The sequence below is a fragment of the uncultured Anaerovibrio sp. genome, assembly GCF_947302755.1.
Lineage (GTDB): Bacteria > Bacillota > Negativicutes > Selenomonadales > Selenomonadaceae > Anaerovibrio.
This window is the reverse complement of sequence record NZ_CAMYWM010000050.1, coordinates 1-16,504: the sequence shown is the minus strand read 5'-3', so window position 1 is coordinate 16,504 and position 16,504 is coordinate 1. Positions and strand designations below refer to the sequence as shown.

Annotated in this window: 16 protein-coding genes; 3 read left to right on the top strand and 13 right to left on the bottom strand. The window is 45.4% G+C overall.

What is annotated here, in order from left to right:
- Window positions 1-143 precede the first annotated feature (143 nt).
- A complete protein-coding gene (locus Q0Y54_RS06540) occupies window positions 144-2,981 on the bottom strand; it encodes an ATP-binding protein (protein ID WP_297965496.1) in 2,838 nt (945 codons plus the stop codon).
- 687 nt (window positions 2,982-3,668) lie between these two features.
- Here Q0Y54_RS06540 and Q0Y54_RS06535 point away from each other — a divergent pair.
- Together Q0Y54_RS06535 and Q0Y54_RS06530 are read left to right on the top strand one after the other, a co-directional pair.
- Window positions 3,669-3,890 carry a type II toxin-antitoxin system RelE/ParE family toxin gene (locus Q0Y54_RS06535; protein ID WP_297965494.1) on the top strand — a complete coding sequence of 74 codons (222 nt, stop codon included), beginning with the start codon at window positions 3,669-3,671 and terminating at the stop codon, window positions 3,888-3,890.
- 53 nt (window positions 3,891-3,943) lie between these two features.
- Window positions 3,944-4,153, top strand: a complete 210-nt coding sequence (locus Q0Y54_RS06530) for a hypothetical protein (protein WP_297965492.1) — start codon at window positions 3,944-3,946, stop codon at window positions 4,151-4,153.
- 155 nt (window positions 4,154-4,308) lie between these two features.
- Here the strand turns inward: Q0Y54_RS06530 and Q0Y54_RS06525 are convergent, their stop codons facing one another.
- The 3 genes from Q0Y54_RS06525 to rmuC all read right to left on the bottom strand — a co-directional run bounded on the left by Q0Y54_RS06525 (window position 4,309) and on the right by rmuC (window position 7,551).
- The gene (locus Q0Y54_RS06525; protein WP_297965490.1) at window positions 4,309-5,259 is read right to left on the bottom strand and encodes a phage integrase N-terminal SAM-like domain-containing protein; all 951 of its coding nucleotides are present in this window, start codon (window positions 5,257-5,259) and stop codon (window positions 4,309-4,311) included.
- Between the two features lie 279 nt (window positions 5,260-5,538).
- Window positions 5,539-6,237 carry a PrsW family intramembrane metalloprotease gene (locus Q0Y54_RS06520; protein WP_297965488.1) on the bottom strand — a complete coding sequence of 233 codons (699 nt, stop codon included), beginning with the start codon at window positions 6,235-6,237 and terminating at the stop codon, window positions 5,539-5,541.
- Between the two features lie 123 nt (window positions 6,238-6,360).
- Entirely contained in the window at window positions 6,361-7,551 is a 1,191-nt protein-coding gene (rmuC, locus tag Q0Y54_RS06515; protein ID WP_297965486.1) for a DNA recombination protein RmuC, read from the bottom strand.
- A 96-nt stretch (window positions 7,552-7,647) separates the two neighbouring features.
- Between rmuC and Q0Y54_RS06510 the strand changes: the two genes are divergently transcribed.
- On the top strand, window positions 7,648-7,770 hold the full coding sequence (locus Q0Y54_RS06510) for a hypothetical protein (protein ID WP_297965484.1): 123 nt from the start codon (window positions 7,648-7,650) through the stop codon (window positions 7,768-7,770).
- Window positions 7,771-7,776: 6 nt separating this feature from the next.
- Here Q0Y54_RS06510 and Q0Y54_RS06505 read toward each other — a convergent pair whose 3' ends face one another.
- The 9 genes from Q0Y54_RS06505 to Q0Y54_RS06465 form a co-directional block, all read right to left on the bottom strand.
- The gene (locus Q0Y54_RS06505) at window positions 7,777-8,913 is read right to left on the bottom strand and encodes an acyltransferase (protein WP_297965483.1); all 1,137 of its coding nucleotides are present in this window, start codon (window positions 8,911-8,913) and stop codon (window positions 7,777-7,779) included.
- A 22-nt stretch (window positions 8,914-8,935) separates the two neighbouring features.
- Window positions 8,936-9,670, bottom strand: coding sequence for an SIMPL domain-containing protein (locus Q0Y54_RS06500; RefSeq protein WP_297965481.1), 735 nt, complete (start codon window positions 9,668-9,670; stop codon window positions 8,936-8,938).
- Window positions 9,671-9,690: 20 nt separating this feature from the next.
- A complete protein-coding gene (locus tag Q0Y54_RS06495; RefSeq protein WP_297965478.1) occupies window positions 9,691-11,451 on the bottom strand; it encodes a bifunctional diguanylate cyclase/phosphodiesterase in 1,761 nt (586 codons plus the stop codon).
- Window positions 11,452-11,755: 304 nt separating this feature from the next.
- The gene (lepB, locus tag Q0Y54_RS06490; protein ID WP_297965476.1) at window positions 11,756-12,277 is read right to left on the bottom strand and encodes a signal peptidase I; all 522 of its coding nucleotides are present in this window, start codon (window positions 12,275-12,277) and stop codon (window positions 11,756-11,758) included.
- 75 nt (window positions 12,278-12,352) lie between these two features.
- Window positions 12,353-12,694, bottom strand: coding sequence for a 50S ribosomal protein L19 (gene rplS, locus Q0Y54_RS06485; RefSeq protein ID WP_297965499.1), 342 nt, complete (start codon window positions 12,692-12,694; stop codon window positions 12,353-12,355).
- Window positions 12,695-12,824: 130 nt separating this feature from the next.
- The gene (gene aroB, locus Q0Y54_RS06480; protein ID WP_297965474.1) at window positions 12,825-13,913 is read right to left on the bottom strand and encodes a 3-dehydroquinate synthase; all 1,089 of its coding nucleotides are present in this window, start codon (window positions 13,911-13,913) and stop codon (window positions 12,825-12,827) included.
- 29 nt (window positions 13,914-13,942) lie between these two features.
- Window positions 13,943-14,353 carry a response regulator gene (locus Q0Y54_RS06475; protein ID WP_297965472.1) on the bottom strand — a complete coding sequence of 137 codons (411 nt, stop codon included), beginning with the start codon at window positions 14,351-14,353 and terminating at the stop codon, window positions 13,943-13,945.
- A 12-nt stretch (window positions 14,354-14,365) separates the two neighbouring features.
- Window positions 14,366-16,090, bottom strand: coding sequence for a PAS domain-containing hybrid sensor histidine kinase/response regulator (locus tag Q0Y54_RS06470; protein ID WP_297965470.1), 1,725 nt, complete (start codon window positions 16,088-16,090; stop codon window positions 14,366-14,368).
- 15 nt (window positions 16,091-16,105) lie between these two features.
- Window positions 16,106-16,504 (bottom strand): CheB methylesterase domain-containing protein (locus Q0Y54_RS06465; protein WP_297965468.1); only part of this gene is annotated, 399 nt, incomplete at its 5' end.

Here is a 16,504-nt window from a genome sequence, read left to right as displayed (position 1 = left end):
TAATTGGAAGATTTTTCTTCTAAAGAAGAAAAATTTGAACAATGGCGTTATAAAAGGCATATATTTTGCACGGTAAACGTGCGAGATATATGCCTTTTAGCATTGTTATTGTATTGTTATGGTATTTATGGGAAGGAGTATTATTAATCCTGGTGCTTCATCACCATTTCTATAGTTTCAAAAAGCTGGTGGACATCAAAGGGCTTTGGTACATGGGCATTCATGCCTGCCTGTATGGCAGCCCGTTTATCCTCATCAAAGGCATTGGCTGTCATGGCAATAATTGGAATGTGGGCACAATCAACTTCCTTCATGCTGCGGATTGCAGCAGTAGCCTTATAGCCATCCATTAATGGCATTTGTACATCCATAAGTATCAGGTCATAGTAGCCAGGCGGAGAATTTGACAACATATCTACGCATTCAACGCCATTTTTGGCGTGTTCCACCTTGAAGCCCTGTTCTTCCAGGATGGTCTGGGCAATTTCGGCATTAAGCTCATTATCTTCAGCCAACAGAATACGCATGCCCTTGTATTTTGATGTGTCAATAGCCAGCTGCTGGACAGCTTCAGCATCCTGCAGCTGCTCCGGCGCAATCCTGATAGGCATAAGCAGGGTAATTCTGGTTCCCCTGCCTAATTCACTTTCAATATTTATAGTGCCTCCCAACAGATCCACCAATTTTTTTACGATATGCATACCAAGGCCGGTTCCAATAATTCCGCTTTGGGTTGTATTTTTTTCCCGGGTAAAGGCTTCAAATACGGTATCAAGAAACTCCTTGGACATGCCAATACCCGTATCCGCAACCACAATCCTGAACATGCCGATATCCGGCTCAGCAGATGAAATTTCAGTGACCTCAAGGTGTACATTGCCGCCGGTTGGGGTGTACTTGAGGGCATTGCTTATTAAATTCAGGAAAATTTCCCTGACCTTTGTGGCATCCAGCATAACCTCATGATGCTCTACCTGGTAGGAATAGGTGAACTCAAGTCCCTTATCCTTCATTTGTGCTTCAAAAACTGCAACTATTTCCGGTACGATGTGATCCAAATCAGCATAGGCTTCATCAACCGTTGCTTTGCCGCTTTCGATGCGGGCCATTTCCAGCACGTTATTAATCAGGGACAGAAGAAATTTGTTGGAGGACTGAATTTTATCAACATAGCTAAGGGCAAGGGCCTTATCCCCAATATGCTTCTCCAATAAATTGGTGAAGCCGATAATAGCATTCATTGGCGTTCTTATATCATGGGACATATTAAACAAAAAGGCTGTTTTGGCTTCATCAGCCTTTTGCACGGCATCCAGGGATTGGGTCAGCTTCACCTGATATTCCTTAAGAGCCGTATTTTGCTCGTCAATCAGTTGATTTTTGGCCTTAAGACGGCGATTGGTAATGGTCATGAACAGAACAAACAGAATAACCGACACGATGAGGATGGTACTCAGGGCGCATGCCAACAGATTGTTGGAAACAAATTTATGCACCGAAAATGGAGCCATAGGCTGGTGACCGGCCATAATTGCATCTATTTCACCGTTATTAATCAGTCCCCGTCCTTTATCCAGCATGGATATTAGCTCTACATTGTTCTTGGAGGTGGCAAAGCACAGGGGAACGGTTTCCATCATCGGGGTATATTCCAAATCCGGATATGATTGGGCATAAATGGCCAATGTTGAACTCAGGTCGATAACCCCGGTGGCATTTCCATTATTTACCTCATCCATACATTCCAACAGACTTTTGCATGGAATGAAGGTGGAATTTCTAAATTTATTTACTGCATAGCTGCTGTTGCGCTTCTTTAAATAGGCCAGACGCTCAAAGGCGTCGGCATACGGAGTTCCGGCTTTACGGACAATACCTATCTGGGCATCGTAAATATTTGTTGTGATAACAACATTGTCCTGGGCTGCACGGTTATAATCGAAGTAATATTGGGAAATAATATCCACCTGGTTATTGCGGAGAGCCGCCAGCATATCATCTTGGGAATAATATACCTTAAATTCCAATTGAATATTATTTATATCAAGAACACTAAATATGCGCTTTAGGGTATCCACGGAGGCACCCTTTACTTCATTGGTATTTGGATCATTATAGGTGAAGGGGGCATCGTCATAGAGGCAGCCCACCCGAATGACGGGATGATTTTTTATCCAATCAAGCTCCGGATTTGTGAGACTTTTCCTGATAGAAGCATAAGCGAAATGCCGCTTACTGATTTCTGTGAGGAAATAAGGATTAATGGACAGCATAAGACGATGGGCATTATTAAGGTCCTCCAAAATATCTGGACGGGCCTTGTTAACAATCAGGTAAAAGTCATCTTCACCGATACTGCCAAAGGCCACAAAATGGGGCTTATTATATCGGTTAGCAATAAGATTTAGCTCAACCTCACCGGACAAAAGAGCAGCCCGCCGTTCGGCACTGTTGGCATATTCTATAATTTCAGCATCAACATTATTTTTTTCCAGCCAATTCTTTAGTAAACCAATTTGCTTTGTTCCTCTGGAGACCCCAATTTTTTTATGCTGTATAGTCTCCAGGTTACCGGATATAATGTTTTTGTTCTGGTCGAGGAAATATAGATAATATTTTTCTGTTCCCATAGGGTCGTTGGGAAAGGCTACATATGGGGCCCGTTCCTCCGTATAGCTGACATCATAGGCCAGATCAGCATCGCCGTTTTTTACGGCCTCAATGCAGGCATTAAAGCCGGGGAATTCAACATATTCCAAATCCCAGCCCGAATATCTGGCAATGGTTTCAATATATTCAAATGCATAACCGCCCTTTTGATTGTTTCCATCATTCAATATGAAAATCTCGTCGGCATCATAAGCGGCAACCCGCACCGTTTTTCGGGATTGGTCATTATCGACCTGATTGGCATGAGCCGGTACCATCCAGCAGTATGAAAATAGCTGGATGACCATAAACAGTATACAGAAAAATTTCATGTACGATCACTCCCTGCGATGCAACAGAAAGAATATTGACTATTATGAACACACCTCTAGCTGATTATTTCGACCTACATTTATATTTTTCCTGCGCCTGGGAAAAGGTTTTTTATTTTTTTGCTCTTCCAGGCCTGCAACCTGGAGTAACTATATTGGGCCCCGGTTAATTTCGGATAAATATTACGTAAATGGCTGATGGGAGACCATTACCCTGGTAAATGCCGGTATTGGTGCAGGATAAATTTTTTTATTTGACCAGAATGTATCATTAAATTCCAACCCGTATGACACAAGGGCTCAGCTGGCTTAAAGCATGATGTAATTGTAACCCGTTATGGGTTTATTTTGGGCTTAAAATTTTTGAAAAAATGGTTTTATATGAAAAAAATGGGGCATAAAGTGAAACATAAAGCTAGGATTTTCAAGGCTTGCCAAAATCGATTATTAGGGTCGATAATGATAAATTATCGGAAGTAAATTACCGATACCGTATACCCTTGTAAATACTGGGTTTTTAAATGTCAAAAAATCAATAAAAACCGGTTTTTACCCCTATTTTTTAAAATTGTAGTATCAAAATAGTATCACGGCCGATTGCTGCATCCTTTGGTGTTTCTTGGTTTTTCTAATTGTTTTATATATGCATACATGATAAAATAATTACAAGAACATAGGGGTGATATTATGGAATGCAAATTTTCAAGGATAGGTGCCTACTATATCAAATCACAGGATAAAACAACCAGACAACGAATAAAGGCGGCTATTATGGGACTTATGGAAATACCGCCCAAGGGTGACATTAAACTTCTGCAAGGTTATAAGGATCATGTTTACCGTTTGCGTGTTGGCGGTTATAGGGTTATATATCAATTTTGCGAGATAGACGGTCAACAATTTCTTTAAATTAGGGATATTGGCAGTCGTGGAGATATTTACAAATAAAAGAGGCGGCAATAATGACAGCTTTAGAACAAAAGACACTGGATATATATAGACTTTTACCAGAGCATGAGCAAATACTTGCCTATGAATTGATAAAGCGTTTAGTATTGGCGTGGGACTCTGATTTTACCAAGCTAACCCATGAAGAAAGGGAACGTCTTGAAAAATCGGATATTGATTTAACAAACGGTGATACCGTGGTTATGTCAGACATTGACTGGTAAAACTATTAAGAACGCCCCACCTTTATCTATGGGGAGCGACTCATTTTTGCTTTTTATCCATATTTTATCGGAAGTAAAAACCTCCCAAAAGGACCGTAAGCACATTATGTTTACGGTCCCTATTTTTGGCAGGAATTTCTGAACCATAATTGGGCTTATTTGTTCCTTTTGGGAGCTATGATATTGGTTGCCCGTTTACTGAGGGTTGGATTATCCTCCATGTATTTCATGGCAGAAATAAGGCTTTGCTGTCTGAGGGTTTTCTGGACCAGCTTAATATCATTGGTGGCTTTAAACAGATTTGTTCCGCAGCTGTTACGCAGCAGATTGGCGGATGATCCGGAAACCTTTAATCCGGCTTTATCCAAGGCATTATTTATTATTAGCCGCATACCATTTCGGGACAGGCGGCCGGCAAAATTATTTTTGGAATTGGAAATAATTAAGGGGGCCAGCTGGCCCATTAATTTATCAATAATGTCCCCAGGAATGCTGTTAATGTAATCCATTAGTACATTAATCGTTTCCTGGCAGGGATAAATCTGCTGGGCTTCGTAGGCTTCGCTGTTATCAGCCGTCCGAAATTCAATGGTGTAGCTTTGCCAATTGATATCCTGCATATTTAGGCGGAATATATCCACAGGGCGCAGTCCCTCTACGCTGAACAGGTACAATATTAAGGTGTTGCGGTTTCGGACAAATTCATCCGGTTCATCACTATAGGCGTTGCATACCACCTGCAGCTGGTTCATATCCAGATAGTAACGCAGGGTTGGCGGATTGCCTCCCTGGGTCTGTATATTGGTGCAGGGATTATCAAATATAAGTCCCTGGGCAATGGCCGCCCGGTAAAGGGCCTTTAGGGCAGAAATTTTTATGTGGATGGTCAATGGCTTGTAGCCCTTATCCACCAGCTCCTGATAATAAAGCCTGATTTGCTGCTCCGTCATCTTCAAAGGGTGACGGTTATTTTTTTGGCACCAGTTGAAAAATATGCGTATATGCTTCATATAGGCTTCCAGGGTATCAGGACTGGGCTTTCCCTTAGCTATACAGGGAATGATATATTGCTCCAGGTTTTGGAGGAAGAGGTCCTTAGTGATCATGATGAGTTCTCCTGTTGGGTAGATAAATAGGTTGGTGTGGCTAAATTGCGGGTTGTGGTAATTATTTACTGTAGGTAATTTCAATTACCTACAATAACAGTATAGCACACCCACCTCTACAAGCTCAATAGCCAATTCAATATTGTGTCAACCCCTGCCCCCAATACCAACTAAAAAGAGGAACCCTACCGGTAGGTATATCAGCAAGGTTCCTCTTTCCTTCTGCAATTTGCAATTAATCAGTTTCGCAATTAACAAAGGTCTATTGATATTGAATTGTCAATAATAAATCCGATGATCCTCCCGGGACATCCTTCTGACCTTGACGAAGGCGTGGGCGTACAGACCAAAAATAAAGATCAGAAATACCCCCACCATCATATCCTCCTCAGTAAGCAGGCAGAAATCGTAAAAGCCATGGAGAACGGTAGGAATAAATAAGGCCAGCTTCAGACTGCGGTCCTTTACCGCACGGTTCATACGATGAAGATATTCCTTGGCCTGTCCATAGTAAATACCCATAAAAATACCAAAGACACCGTGCCCCGGAATAGAAGTAAATGCCCGGCCAACAGCCACCTCCAAGCCACCGTCCATGACATACATAATATTCTCCAACACCGCAAAGCCCATACTTACGCATACCGCATATAAGATGGCGTCAAAGCGATAATTAAAATTCGGGTGCGTCCAGGTCAGCCGCTTAAGCACAAACAGCTTACAGCCCTCCTCCATGATGGCCACTCCAAAAAGGGCCTCCACAAACGCGTGCTCCACCGTCCCCTCCTGGAAAACGCTGTTGATAGCTCCCCCAGCAACCAGCTCCAAAAAAATAGCCGGCAAACAGCAGATAGCTCCGTACAGGAACAGCTTCGTCAGAAGCTCAGGCGGTTCCTTTTCGATTTTATCCAAGGTATAAATATAATATAAAAAGCCTAAGCCTGGCACGATGGCCAAATTCATTACTATATCATTCATAAATTATAACCGTCCTCTCCCAGTCTCCTGCTACCTCAGCAGTTGGATTTTCTCCTGCTGCCCCGGCAGTGCTGCTTTATCCGTTCAGCGACAGCGCTATATTTCCCTACTACCCTAACAGTTTTATTTCTCCTGCTGCCCCGGCAGCTCCCCATTTTCCTGCTCCGGCAAAGCCTCTACCTCCCGAAATTTTCGCATAAGTACATTGGTGCGGGTATTCACCAGGGCATCAAATTTATTGCTTACCTGACTGAACTGCTTGTGCAGGGCATCAATGGCGGCATTATACTTTATAAATTCACTCTTCACTTCCCCCAGGGTCTTCCATACCTCGTTGGAACGCCTCTGAATAGCCAAGGTTCTGAATCCCATTTGCAGGCTGTTCAGCAGGGCGGCCATTGTACTGGGTCCCGCTATATTAACCTTGTATTTGTGCTGGAGACGTTCCACCATCCCACTGTCCACTGCATGGGCATAAAGTCCCTCTATGGGCAGAAACATAATGGCAAAGCTGGTGGTATGCGGCGGAGCCAGATATTTACCGGAAATATCCTTGGCCTCACTGTCCAACCGGCTCTCCAGCTCCCGCTGCGCCTGTTCAATCAGCTGCTTATCCCCTGTTTGCTGAGCTTCCAGCAGATGATTGTAGCAATCAAGGGGAAATTTGGCGTCTATGGGCAGATATACAATATTCCCCTCCAGGCCAGGCAGCCTGACGGCAAATTCCACCCGTTTGCCGCTATGGGGTACAGTCTCCACATTTTCATCAAATTGGTCGGCCGTCAATATTTCCACCAGAATATTCTTAAGCTGGTATTCCCCCAGGACCCCACGGGTCTTTACCCCACTGAGAACCTGCTTCAGACTGCCCACATCATTGGCCAGGGCCTGCATTTCCCCCAGGCCCTTATACACCTGCTCCAGCTGGGTGCTGACGGCCTTAAAGGACGCCGTTATACGGTTTTCCAATGCGGTCTGCAGCTGTTCGTCCACCACACCCCGTATTTCCTTAAGGCTCTTGTCCAGATCCCCCCGTACCGCCATAATACCTTGCTCCGTTTCGCGACGGATTGCCACCATGCCCCGCTCTATGGAGTCCCTGACCTCTTTGAGGCTTTGGCTGCTGGCATTATCCATCTGCATAAGACTGCGGCAAATATCCTCCTTGGTCATCTGCTGACTCTCCCCTATAGCCTGCTGCATATTCCACAGCAGCTGCTCCCTGCGGGAATCATCCGGCTTTTTCATAAGCAACGCAGCCAGCATTACGATAATAACGAGTAACAGTCCCACCACGATATAAGAGATTTCCATATTGATCCTTTCAAAATACCTGAAATTAGCTTCATTGATTGTTCCCCTGCCGTCCAACACACAATTCAGCCCGGAAGCAGGGCCCGACTTAACCCAATGGAACTACCTGAAATTAGCTCCATGGGCCCTTCCCATACCGGCCACCACGAAATTCAGCCTGGAACAATAGCCCGATTTACCCGGCTGCAACTGAAAAAGGCTCCCACCAGGGGAGCCTGAGTCTTCCTATGCCATCCTCTTGGGGTACACCCCAATAGTCCCCTTGTTAATAAATGGGAATTTATTCCCCAACCAGCGCATTATTACGGCAACAATCAAGGTTGCCAGGGCCACCCCGCAATAGAGAATTATCGCCTGAACAGCGTTAATCCTAAGACCTATTTTATCATAAAACAGGGTAAAATAGGTAATTGCCACGGGATGGGCCAAATACATGAAATATGAATGCTTGCCTAAAAGGGACAGAACCGGCTTTAATTGGTCCGGCAGACGCCAAAGGGTAAAAATTGTAAAGAAAAACAGGCAGGCCCCCAAGGTGTACACTATTCCCGTGGGGGAAAGCTGATGGGCCGTATTGACCCCCTCCAAGGGGGTATAGCCCCTGCTGTACAGCAGATAGTAGTAATAGCTTAAATGAGACACCAGGGTCAGCCAGAAAAACACTACAATAGAGCTGCGGTATTTCTCCATAAATACTGAAAACCTGTCCATGTTTACCGCCAAATAGCCACCCAACAGGAAAACAAACACATAATGGATTACCCAATAATTAAGGTGGTATATGGCAAAGGGCTTAAGGTAGGGATTGGTCACCGCCCAGGCATTCCAGACAAAGCACAAATAATAATTAAGGGCAATCTGAAATACCAGCAGAAGGGCCAGGCGTTGCACATTAAGCCGCTTAACCCCCCATACCCAAAGGGGCATCAGCAGATAAAACCAAATGAGCAGCACCATAAAATAAAGCTGATAATTGGCCAAGCCAAAGAACAAATCATACAATATGGTGATAGGCTTCAGTGGCCCATAATCCTTCCATAAAACACAATAGTGAAGGATATAAAACAGCGACCACACCACATATGGTACTACCACAGCCTTGCAGCGCCTTTTTAAAAAATCCTTGTAGACAAAGGGCTTGGTCATATCCAGATTATAAAATAAACCAAAGGCAGAAATAAAAAAGAAAATTGGCACACTAAACCTGGTAAAAATCTCCAGCAGGGCCACCAAATGCGGATTGCCGGCTGCCTCAGGAGTCAAATGCTGCCCCAGATAGACTGAGCCAATATGAATACCAATTACGCCCAGCATGGATATTCCGCGAATATATTCTATTGCCTCCAAACGTGGCTTCTTCATCAGAAAACTCCCAAAACGAAATTTATTCAATAATATAATCGACGTGGACCGTGGCAGTTACATCGATAGCTCCCGCCTCCAAGGGAGTGGATATTATATTGGAGGACACCATATCCCGGCTGTTTTTGGCCAGCAGGAGATTGTCCCTGGTTGTAACGGAGCCCACATTTTCCGTAACCAGCTTGACACCGGTGATGCGGACCCCCAGGGCGTCGGCGAGAACATCAGCCTTGGTTCTGGCATCCCGGACAGCCTCCCTCAGGGCAGCCTTCCGCAGCTCCTCCGGCTTCTTCACATCAAAGGACAGGCTGTCAATCCGATTGGCCCCGTGGCTTAACGCGCTGTCAATAACTTCACCGGCCTTGGTCAGCTCCTCCACCCGGACAGTTATGTAATTCGTGGCATTATAGCTCACCAATTCAGCAGGCTTTCCATCGGGATAATTATATACCGGTGTTAAATCCAAAAATGTGGTCTTAATATCATTGTCACTAATTCCCAGATCTTTTATGGCATTCAGCACTGCGGTCATTATATTGTCATTTTCCGCCTGGGCAGCTCTGGCCTCCATCCCCGTGGTTTCAACGCCAATACGGATATGGGCCACATCCGGACTGGCGGTCACCTTACCGAATCCACTGGCCGAAATAACCGAAGCTTCACTATATTGCCCTGCAGGGGCTGCACTGACCCCACTAATGAGACCCAGGCATATTACCAGGCACATTATTATTATGTGAATTTTCTTTTCCAACATAAAAGCTACCTCCTCAAAAATCACCGATTAACCATATTGGCATTTTTACTTTTCTTTTTACACTCAAAAACGTATTTTATAAATTCCTCTTCCCGCATAGGCTTGGAGAAATAATAGCCCTGAATCATATCGGCACCATAGCTGCGAAGTACCTCCAGCTGTTCCTTGGACTCAACCCCTTCAACCACCGTGCTTAGCTCCAGACTATTGGCCAGATTGATACAACCATGGAGAATGCGGCTTCGTTTCTTGTCGCTCAGCTCTTTCATAAATACTCTATCCAGCTTAATAAAATCAAGGGGTAATTCTCCTAAAATATTAAGGGAGGAATAGCCGGAGCCAAAGTCATCCAACTCAATTTTAAAGCCATAATCCTGGCATGCCTTCAGGGTATTATATAAATCCCCAATTCGGGACTCAAACAGGTTTTCTGTAACCTCCAGGTGGAGCATAGAACGGAGTATACCATGCTTTTCAGTTATGCGTACAATATTCTGAAAGAAATTGGACTCACGAAAGCTTAGGCGGGAAAAATTCACTGACACGGGAAATGGGTCCATACCAAGGTCCTTCCAGTGATTAAGGCATTTGCAGGTCTGCTCCCACACATACATATCCACCTCTACAATGAAGCCACAATCCTCCATTACAGGAATAAACTCGTTAGGATAAATTTCTCCCAGTTCAGAATGGTGCCATCTAAGGAGGGCCTCGGCCCCCTCCAGCTCCCCGGTAAAGGAATTATGCTTGGGCTGGAACACCAAATAAAACGCCCCCATCATCAGGGAAGAGCGCATATCGGTTTCCATACGGCGATACCGCTCCAGCTTCTCCAGCATTTCATCCTCAAAGAAAGCGTAAAGCTTACCGTATTTGTGCTTGATAGGCTGCAGGGCCATAATAGCCCGATCACAGGCAATTGCCGCGGAAATTGAGCTGTCCACATTTTCATATATACCCAGCCTAAATACCAAATCCTTCATTGAAATAATTTCCATGGCCGACTGGTAAATATAGCGGATATAATCATCAGTGAGAAGACCGGTATGCTCCATAAATACCACAAATTGGTCAGCACCGTACCGTCCCACCATGAACATATCACCTTTACCGTGCTGGAGCCACTCGCTAATCTCCATAATAACCTTATCACCGGCATCATAGCCATAATGCTCATTAATCAGCTTAAAATCCACCACATCGGAAACAACAAAATCGTACTTCTTATCCGGATTGGCCGCCATAATCGCATCCGCCCTTTCACAAAAGGACCGGCGATTCAGTAACCCCGTAAGGCTGTCATACTGTGCTTCCCTATTCATTCGGCTGTCCAGATCATTTATGATGCTATTTTCCTCAATCTTATAATTCCTTATAAAAGAGCGTACCGTAACAAAGCCTGAAAATACATTATCGGTATCTGGAAAAAACTCCATAATAACCGGTTCATATTTCCCCTTCGAGCTGGTGCGGCGCAAATAAATAATCTGCAGGGAGCCCTGGGCGCATTTCTTACACAAACGCTTTAAATTTGAGGGACTGGCCAAATTTATAAATTGCAGCTTAAGGCTATCATGGCACATTCCACTGTTGATGAACGCCTCAAACCACTCACTTAAGGTTGCCGTTTTAAGATCAATACCGATATGCTCACGTTCAAAATCATCCATTTTTATAATATGGAAGCTATTTTTACGCAAATCTACGTGCATCACCTTATGATAACAGCTGCCCAAGAGCCGCTTTATAAATAGTTGACGCATCTCCTGCGTATCCTGCATGCTATACTCTCCTCCACCCTTTCTGCACTTTCCCATATTATGGGCCAACAATGGTATTTTATCAAAAATCATTGTTAATTGATACACATTATTATAAGACGAAAGCCCTATTTAATTTATTAGCTTATGGACATTGTTGGGTATAAAGGCCCAATAAAATGCCAAAAACGGACTGAAGCAATCAGCCCGTTTTTACTAAAATGCAATTAAATGAAACTTATTCAGGGGGAGACTTAGCACCCGTTAGCGTGGGGTTAAAGCCGCAAGGAATAGAAAAACCACCTGAACAGGTTATCATGCTGTATTATGGTAATGTTTTCCAGGCAGACGACGGCCAGAATACCAGCATGGCCTTACCCTTTAGCAGGTCATATGGCACAAAGCCAACATCCGGAAACCGACTGTCCTCAGAATTATTGCGATTATCCCCCATTACAAATACATGTCCATCTGGGATGGTCGTCTTGGGATAGTCCATACGGCTTTTGGCCAATATATAATCCTCATTCTGTAGCTCACCATTTACATAAACATTGTGATCCTTTATCTCAATTGTATCCCCGGGAATAGCAATAACCCGTTTTATAAAATCCCGGCTCTTATCCCTTGGATACTGGAATATAAGTATCTCTCCCCGCTCAGGAGCACGCATCCTGTAAATGAATTTATTAACCACAAGACGCTGCTGATGCTCAAGGGTGGGCATCATAGATGGACCGTCCACCAAGTACAATTCCACAACAAAGGTGCGGATAAACATAGCCAATGCAACAGCCACCGCTATGGAAATAACCCAATCTCTAATTTCAGTCCCTAACTGACCCATGCAAAATCACCTCTTACAAGCTCTTCAGTATGAAAAAAAGGGACTGAAAAAACAGTCCCTTTTTCAATTCTGCCATTAGCGCTTCTCGCGGATACGAGCAGCCTTACCTGTAAGGTTACGGAGATAGTACAGCTTAGCGCGACGAACAATACCGCGACGCTTAACTTCGATCTTATCGAGTCTTGGGGAGTGTACCGGGAAAGTACGCTCTACACCGACACCGCTGGCAATACGACGAACGGTGAAGGTCTCACGAACGCCGGAGCCGGAACGCGCAATAACAACGCCCTCGAAAACCTGGATACGCTCACGGGAACCCTCCACAACCTTTACATGGCAACGTACAGTATCGCCCTGCTGGAACTGTGGGATGTCATTTCTGAGCTGTTCTTTCTCTAATTCCTGAATAATGTTCATTGTATATCCTCCTCTATTCAAGCGTTCTTGGCAAGTGTTGAATTCTAATATAGTCTTGTCCAGAGGACCGCTCACATACCCAAGTATGATATCATGATATTTATCAAAAATCAAGCAATAAAAAATTTTTTTAAGCCAGGCAATAGCTCATGGCCTTCTTTACAATTTCCTCATTAACGTCCTTTGAAATGCGTACCCTACCGATTTCCCCGTCCATCAATACCCATTTCACCTGACCATTTACTGTCTTTTTGTCATGAAAAATTGCTTCGTACAGGGTGTCTATATCACAGCCCTGGGCCTTGGCCGGCAGCTGCATTATTTTAATCAGCCTTTCCACCCGCTCAAAGGAACCATTGTCGATCAGCCCCAAGGACCGGCTGATATGGGCTGCACAAATCATTCCTATGGCAACGGCCTCACCGTGATTATAACGGATATAGCCCGTATTTTTCTCCACTGCATGGGCCATGGTATGGCCAAAATTCAAAATAGCCCGCAGCCCGGCCTCCCTTTCATCCTCGCTGACCACCGCTGCCTTTATCTCACAGGAACGGGCCGTCATATGCGCCGTTACCTTATCCTCCAAGTTCAATATGTCATTGACATTTTCTTCCAAAAAGCTGAAAAAGTCCTTGTCGTAAATAATGCCATATTTTATTATTTCCCCAAGGCCGGTATAAATCTCCCGCTCAGGTAAGGTCCTGAGCCAATCCAGATCCATAAAGACGGCCTTTGGCTGATAAAAAGCACCAATAAGATTTTTCCCCAGGGGATGATTTACGGCCACCTTTCCCCCTACACTGGAATCCACCTGAGCCAGCAGGCTGGTAGGAACCTGTACGAAAGGCACCCCCCGCATATAGGACGCCGCCGCAAAGCCGGCCAAATCCCCCACTACACCACCGCCCAGGGCAAAGACCGGCGATTTCCGGTCAAGGCCCAGCTCAATACAGCGGGTCATAATATTCTCAAAGCTCTTCAAGGACTTGGAGCTTTCCCCGGCCGGTATCCGGTATACCTCAGCCTGCAGTCCCCCTTCAGCCAGCATGGCCTGCAATTTATCGCCGTAAAGCGGGCCTACATTGGTATCCGTAATGATAATGCCCTTACGGGAAAATGAGCTTCCCTGGCAAAATTCCACAATGTTGGAACGCAAATCATTTCCGATGTAAATGTTATAACTGTTATCTCCTAATTCAACGGTCACAATACCCATAAATCTGCCAAACTCCTTAACCTGACACCTTACTCATCTTTTACAGCGGCAATTAGGCCAAGATTTCGCATGGCCTCCTCCACCTTTTCCGTATCCACCGGCTTGGAGGCGTATGCGTCACATCCAAGACGGAAGGCCTCATCCACATAGCCAATATCTGCCAGGGCTGTCATCATAATAATCTTTATTTTCTTATCGGAGGCCTTTTCATTTTGCCTCTCCAGCTGACGGATAACCTTTAATACCTTCAGCCCATCCACCTTTGGCATCATAATATCCAAGCACAGGAGATCAAAGGGCTTCCCCTCTTTTATGGCGTCCATATAGAGATCAATAGCTTCCATACCATCCACGGCCACATCCACCTCACCGTAGGTCACCATAAATTTCTGCAAAAAGCTCCGACTGATCCTGTCATCCTCTGCTATCAAAATTCTCATAATCAAGCCCCCCTAGCTGTTTAATTTATCCTCACAGTATTTGAGCAACGCGCCGATATCATCCTCGTTCTCATCACTGTCCATGGTGAAATTGTTCTCCGCCCGACCACAGCCATTATCAAGCTTTGGCTGTGAGGAATACGGATTCATAAATACAGTTTGATCCTTCAGCTCCATATCGGCCTTATCCGCCAGAATCAACGGAATAAGCACTGTAAACCGGCTTCCGCTGTTTTGCCGGGAGCTTACACCAATCTCTCCCCCCATACTGGCCACCAGCTCCTTGACGATCATCAGGCCCAGGCCTGTACCGCCAAACCGACGGGTAGTAGAGCCGTCCACCTGACTAAAGGGCTTAAACAGCTTGGCCTGCTCCTCCATGGACATACCAATACCGGTATCCTCCACGTAAAACTCCAAAAACGGCTGCTGTCTACGCCTGTTAACCAATGCTCCCAAGGTGATACCTCCGTGGATAGTAAATTTTAGGGCATTGGTAATAAGATTGTGCAGTATCTGGCGTATGCGAAGGGGATCCCCCCGCACATACCGCGGCAGCCGGTCAAGATCAGGTCTTGTGAAGGTCAGGCCCTTATGTTCGGCGGTCTGACTGTGCAGATTGCTGACTCTGGTAAGGAGCTCGTGAAGATCCAAATCAATATCCTCCAGCCGCAGCCTGCCATTTTCCAGCTTGGCATAATCCAAAATATCATTGATTATCCGTAAAAGGTCCTCCGAGCATTGCTTGGCCGCCGTAAGATTATCCCGCTGTTCCTCCGTAAGCTCGGTCTTTAAGGTTAAATCTATCATGCCGGACATACCATTTATGGGCGTGCGGATTTCATGGCTCATATTGGCCAGGAACTGGGTCTTGGTGGTACTGGCGACCTCCGCATGGCGGCGGGCCTCTTGCAGCTCATGCTCCTTCTGCTTCCGCTTGGAAATATTTAACATGGTCAGCACAATCTGCTTACGCTTACCATTCCACAGCTGGGTAATAAACATCTGAAGCCACACCGGAGCCACGATGCCCTTTATCTGAATGGCCACCACAAAATCCACCGTAAAGGTATCATCCAGTATAGCCGACTCAATATTGTTGCGGACTACGCAAAATTTACATGCCTCCGACTTGCCGCACCCATATGAAACGCTGTTGACACAATGTATGGCGTCACCGAACTGCTTGCCCATAATGTCAATATAGTCCTTGTTAAGGGTTTCAAGGGCCGGGTCATTAATATCCATTATCTCCCCCCGTATATTCAGGGTGATAATGCCAATTTTAGCCGCTTCAAAAACCGACCGCATATAATAATGGTCCTTCTCCACCTTACGCTCCAGGGTGCGTATTCTGGTTACATCCCGTACGATAGCCGTACAGCCCTGTACCACCCCGTTACTGTCCATAATGGGGGAACAGGTGGCTGACAGATATACCGCACCATCAGACCGGGCAAAGCCGATATTTTTGGACAAGCCCATGGTCCGCCTGGTGCGCATGGCCCGTATAACCGGACTGATAATCCGTTCTCTGGTATCAACATTTTCCAGCCGCATAACCTCACTGACATTCACGGGAGAATTATTATCATAGTGATACTCAAATAATTCCTCCGCCGCCTTGTTCATAAATATGACCATGCCCTTCACATCAGTCATAATAACACAATCACCGAGGCCGCCCAACATATTTTGGAGAGCTCCATAATCTATTACCATATCCGATTGTCCCATAACAGCTCTCCTTTCTTATTTATAGTTGGCCACAGCGGTAATCATCATGGCCATGCCATTAAGGGGTACCTGCTGCATAACAGCTCCTCTTTCAAAGGCAGCCCGGGGCATGCCATACACCACACTGCTGGCCTCATCCTGTCCTAAGGTTACGCAGCCTGCCTCCCGCATTTTCACCATATATTCGGCCCCGTCCTCACCCATGCCGGTGAGAATAACCCCCATGGCCCCATCGCCCACATTTTCGGCCACTGATTTAAACAATACGTTAACTGCCGGACAATGGCCACCGTACTTAGGTCCCGGATTGACATCCAGGCTCATGCAACCTCCCCCGGCCTTTACCCGCATCTGCTTGTTGCCCGGGGCCACATAAGCCCAATTGGGCTCCAGCCGGTCACCGTTTTCAGCCTC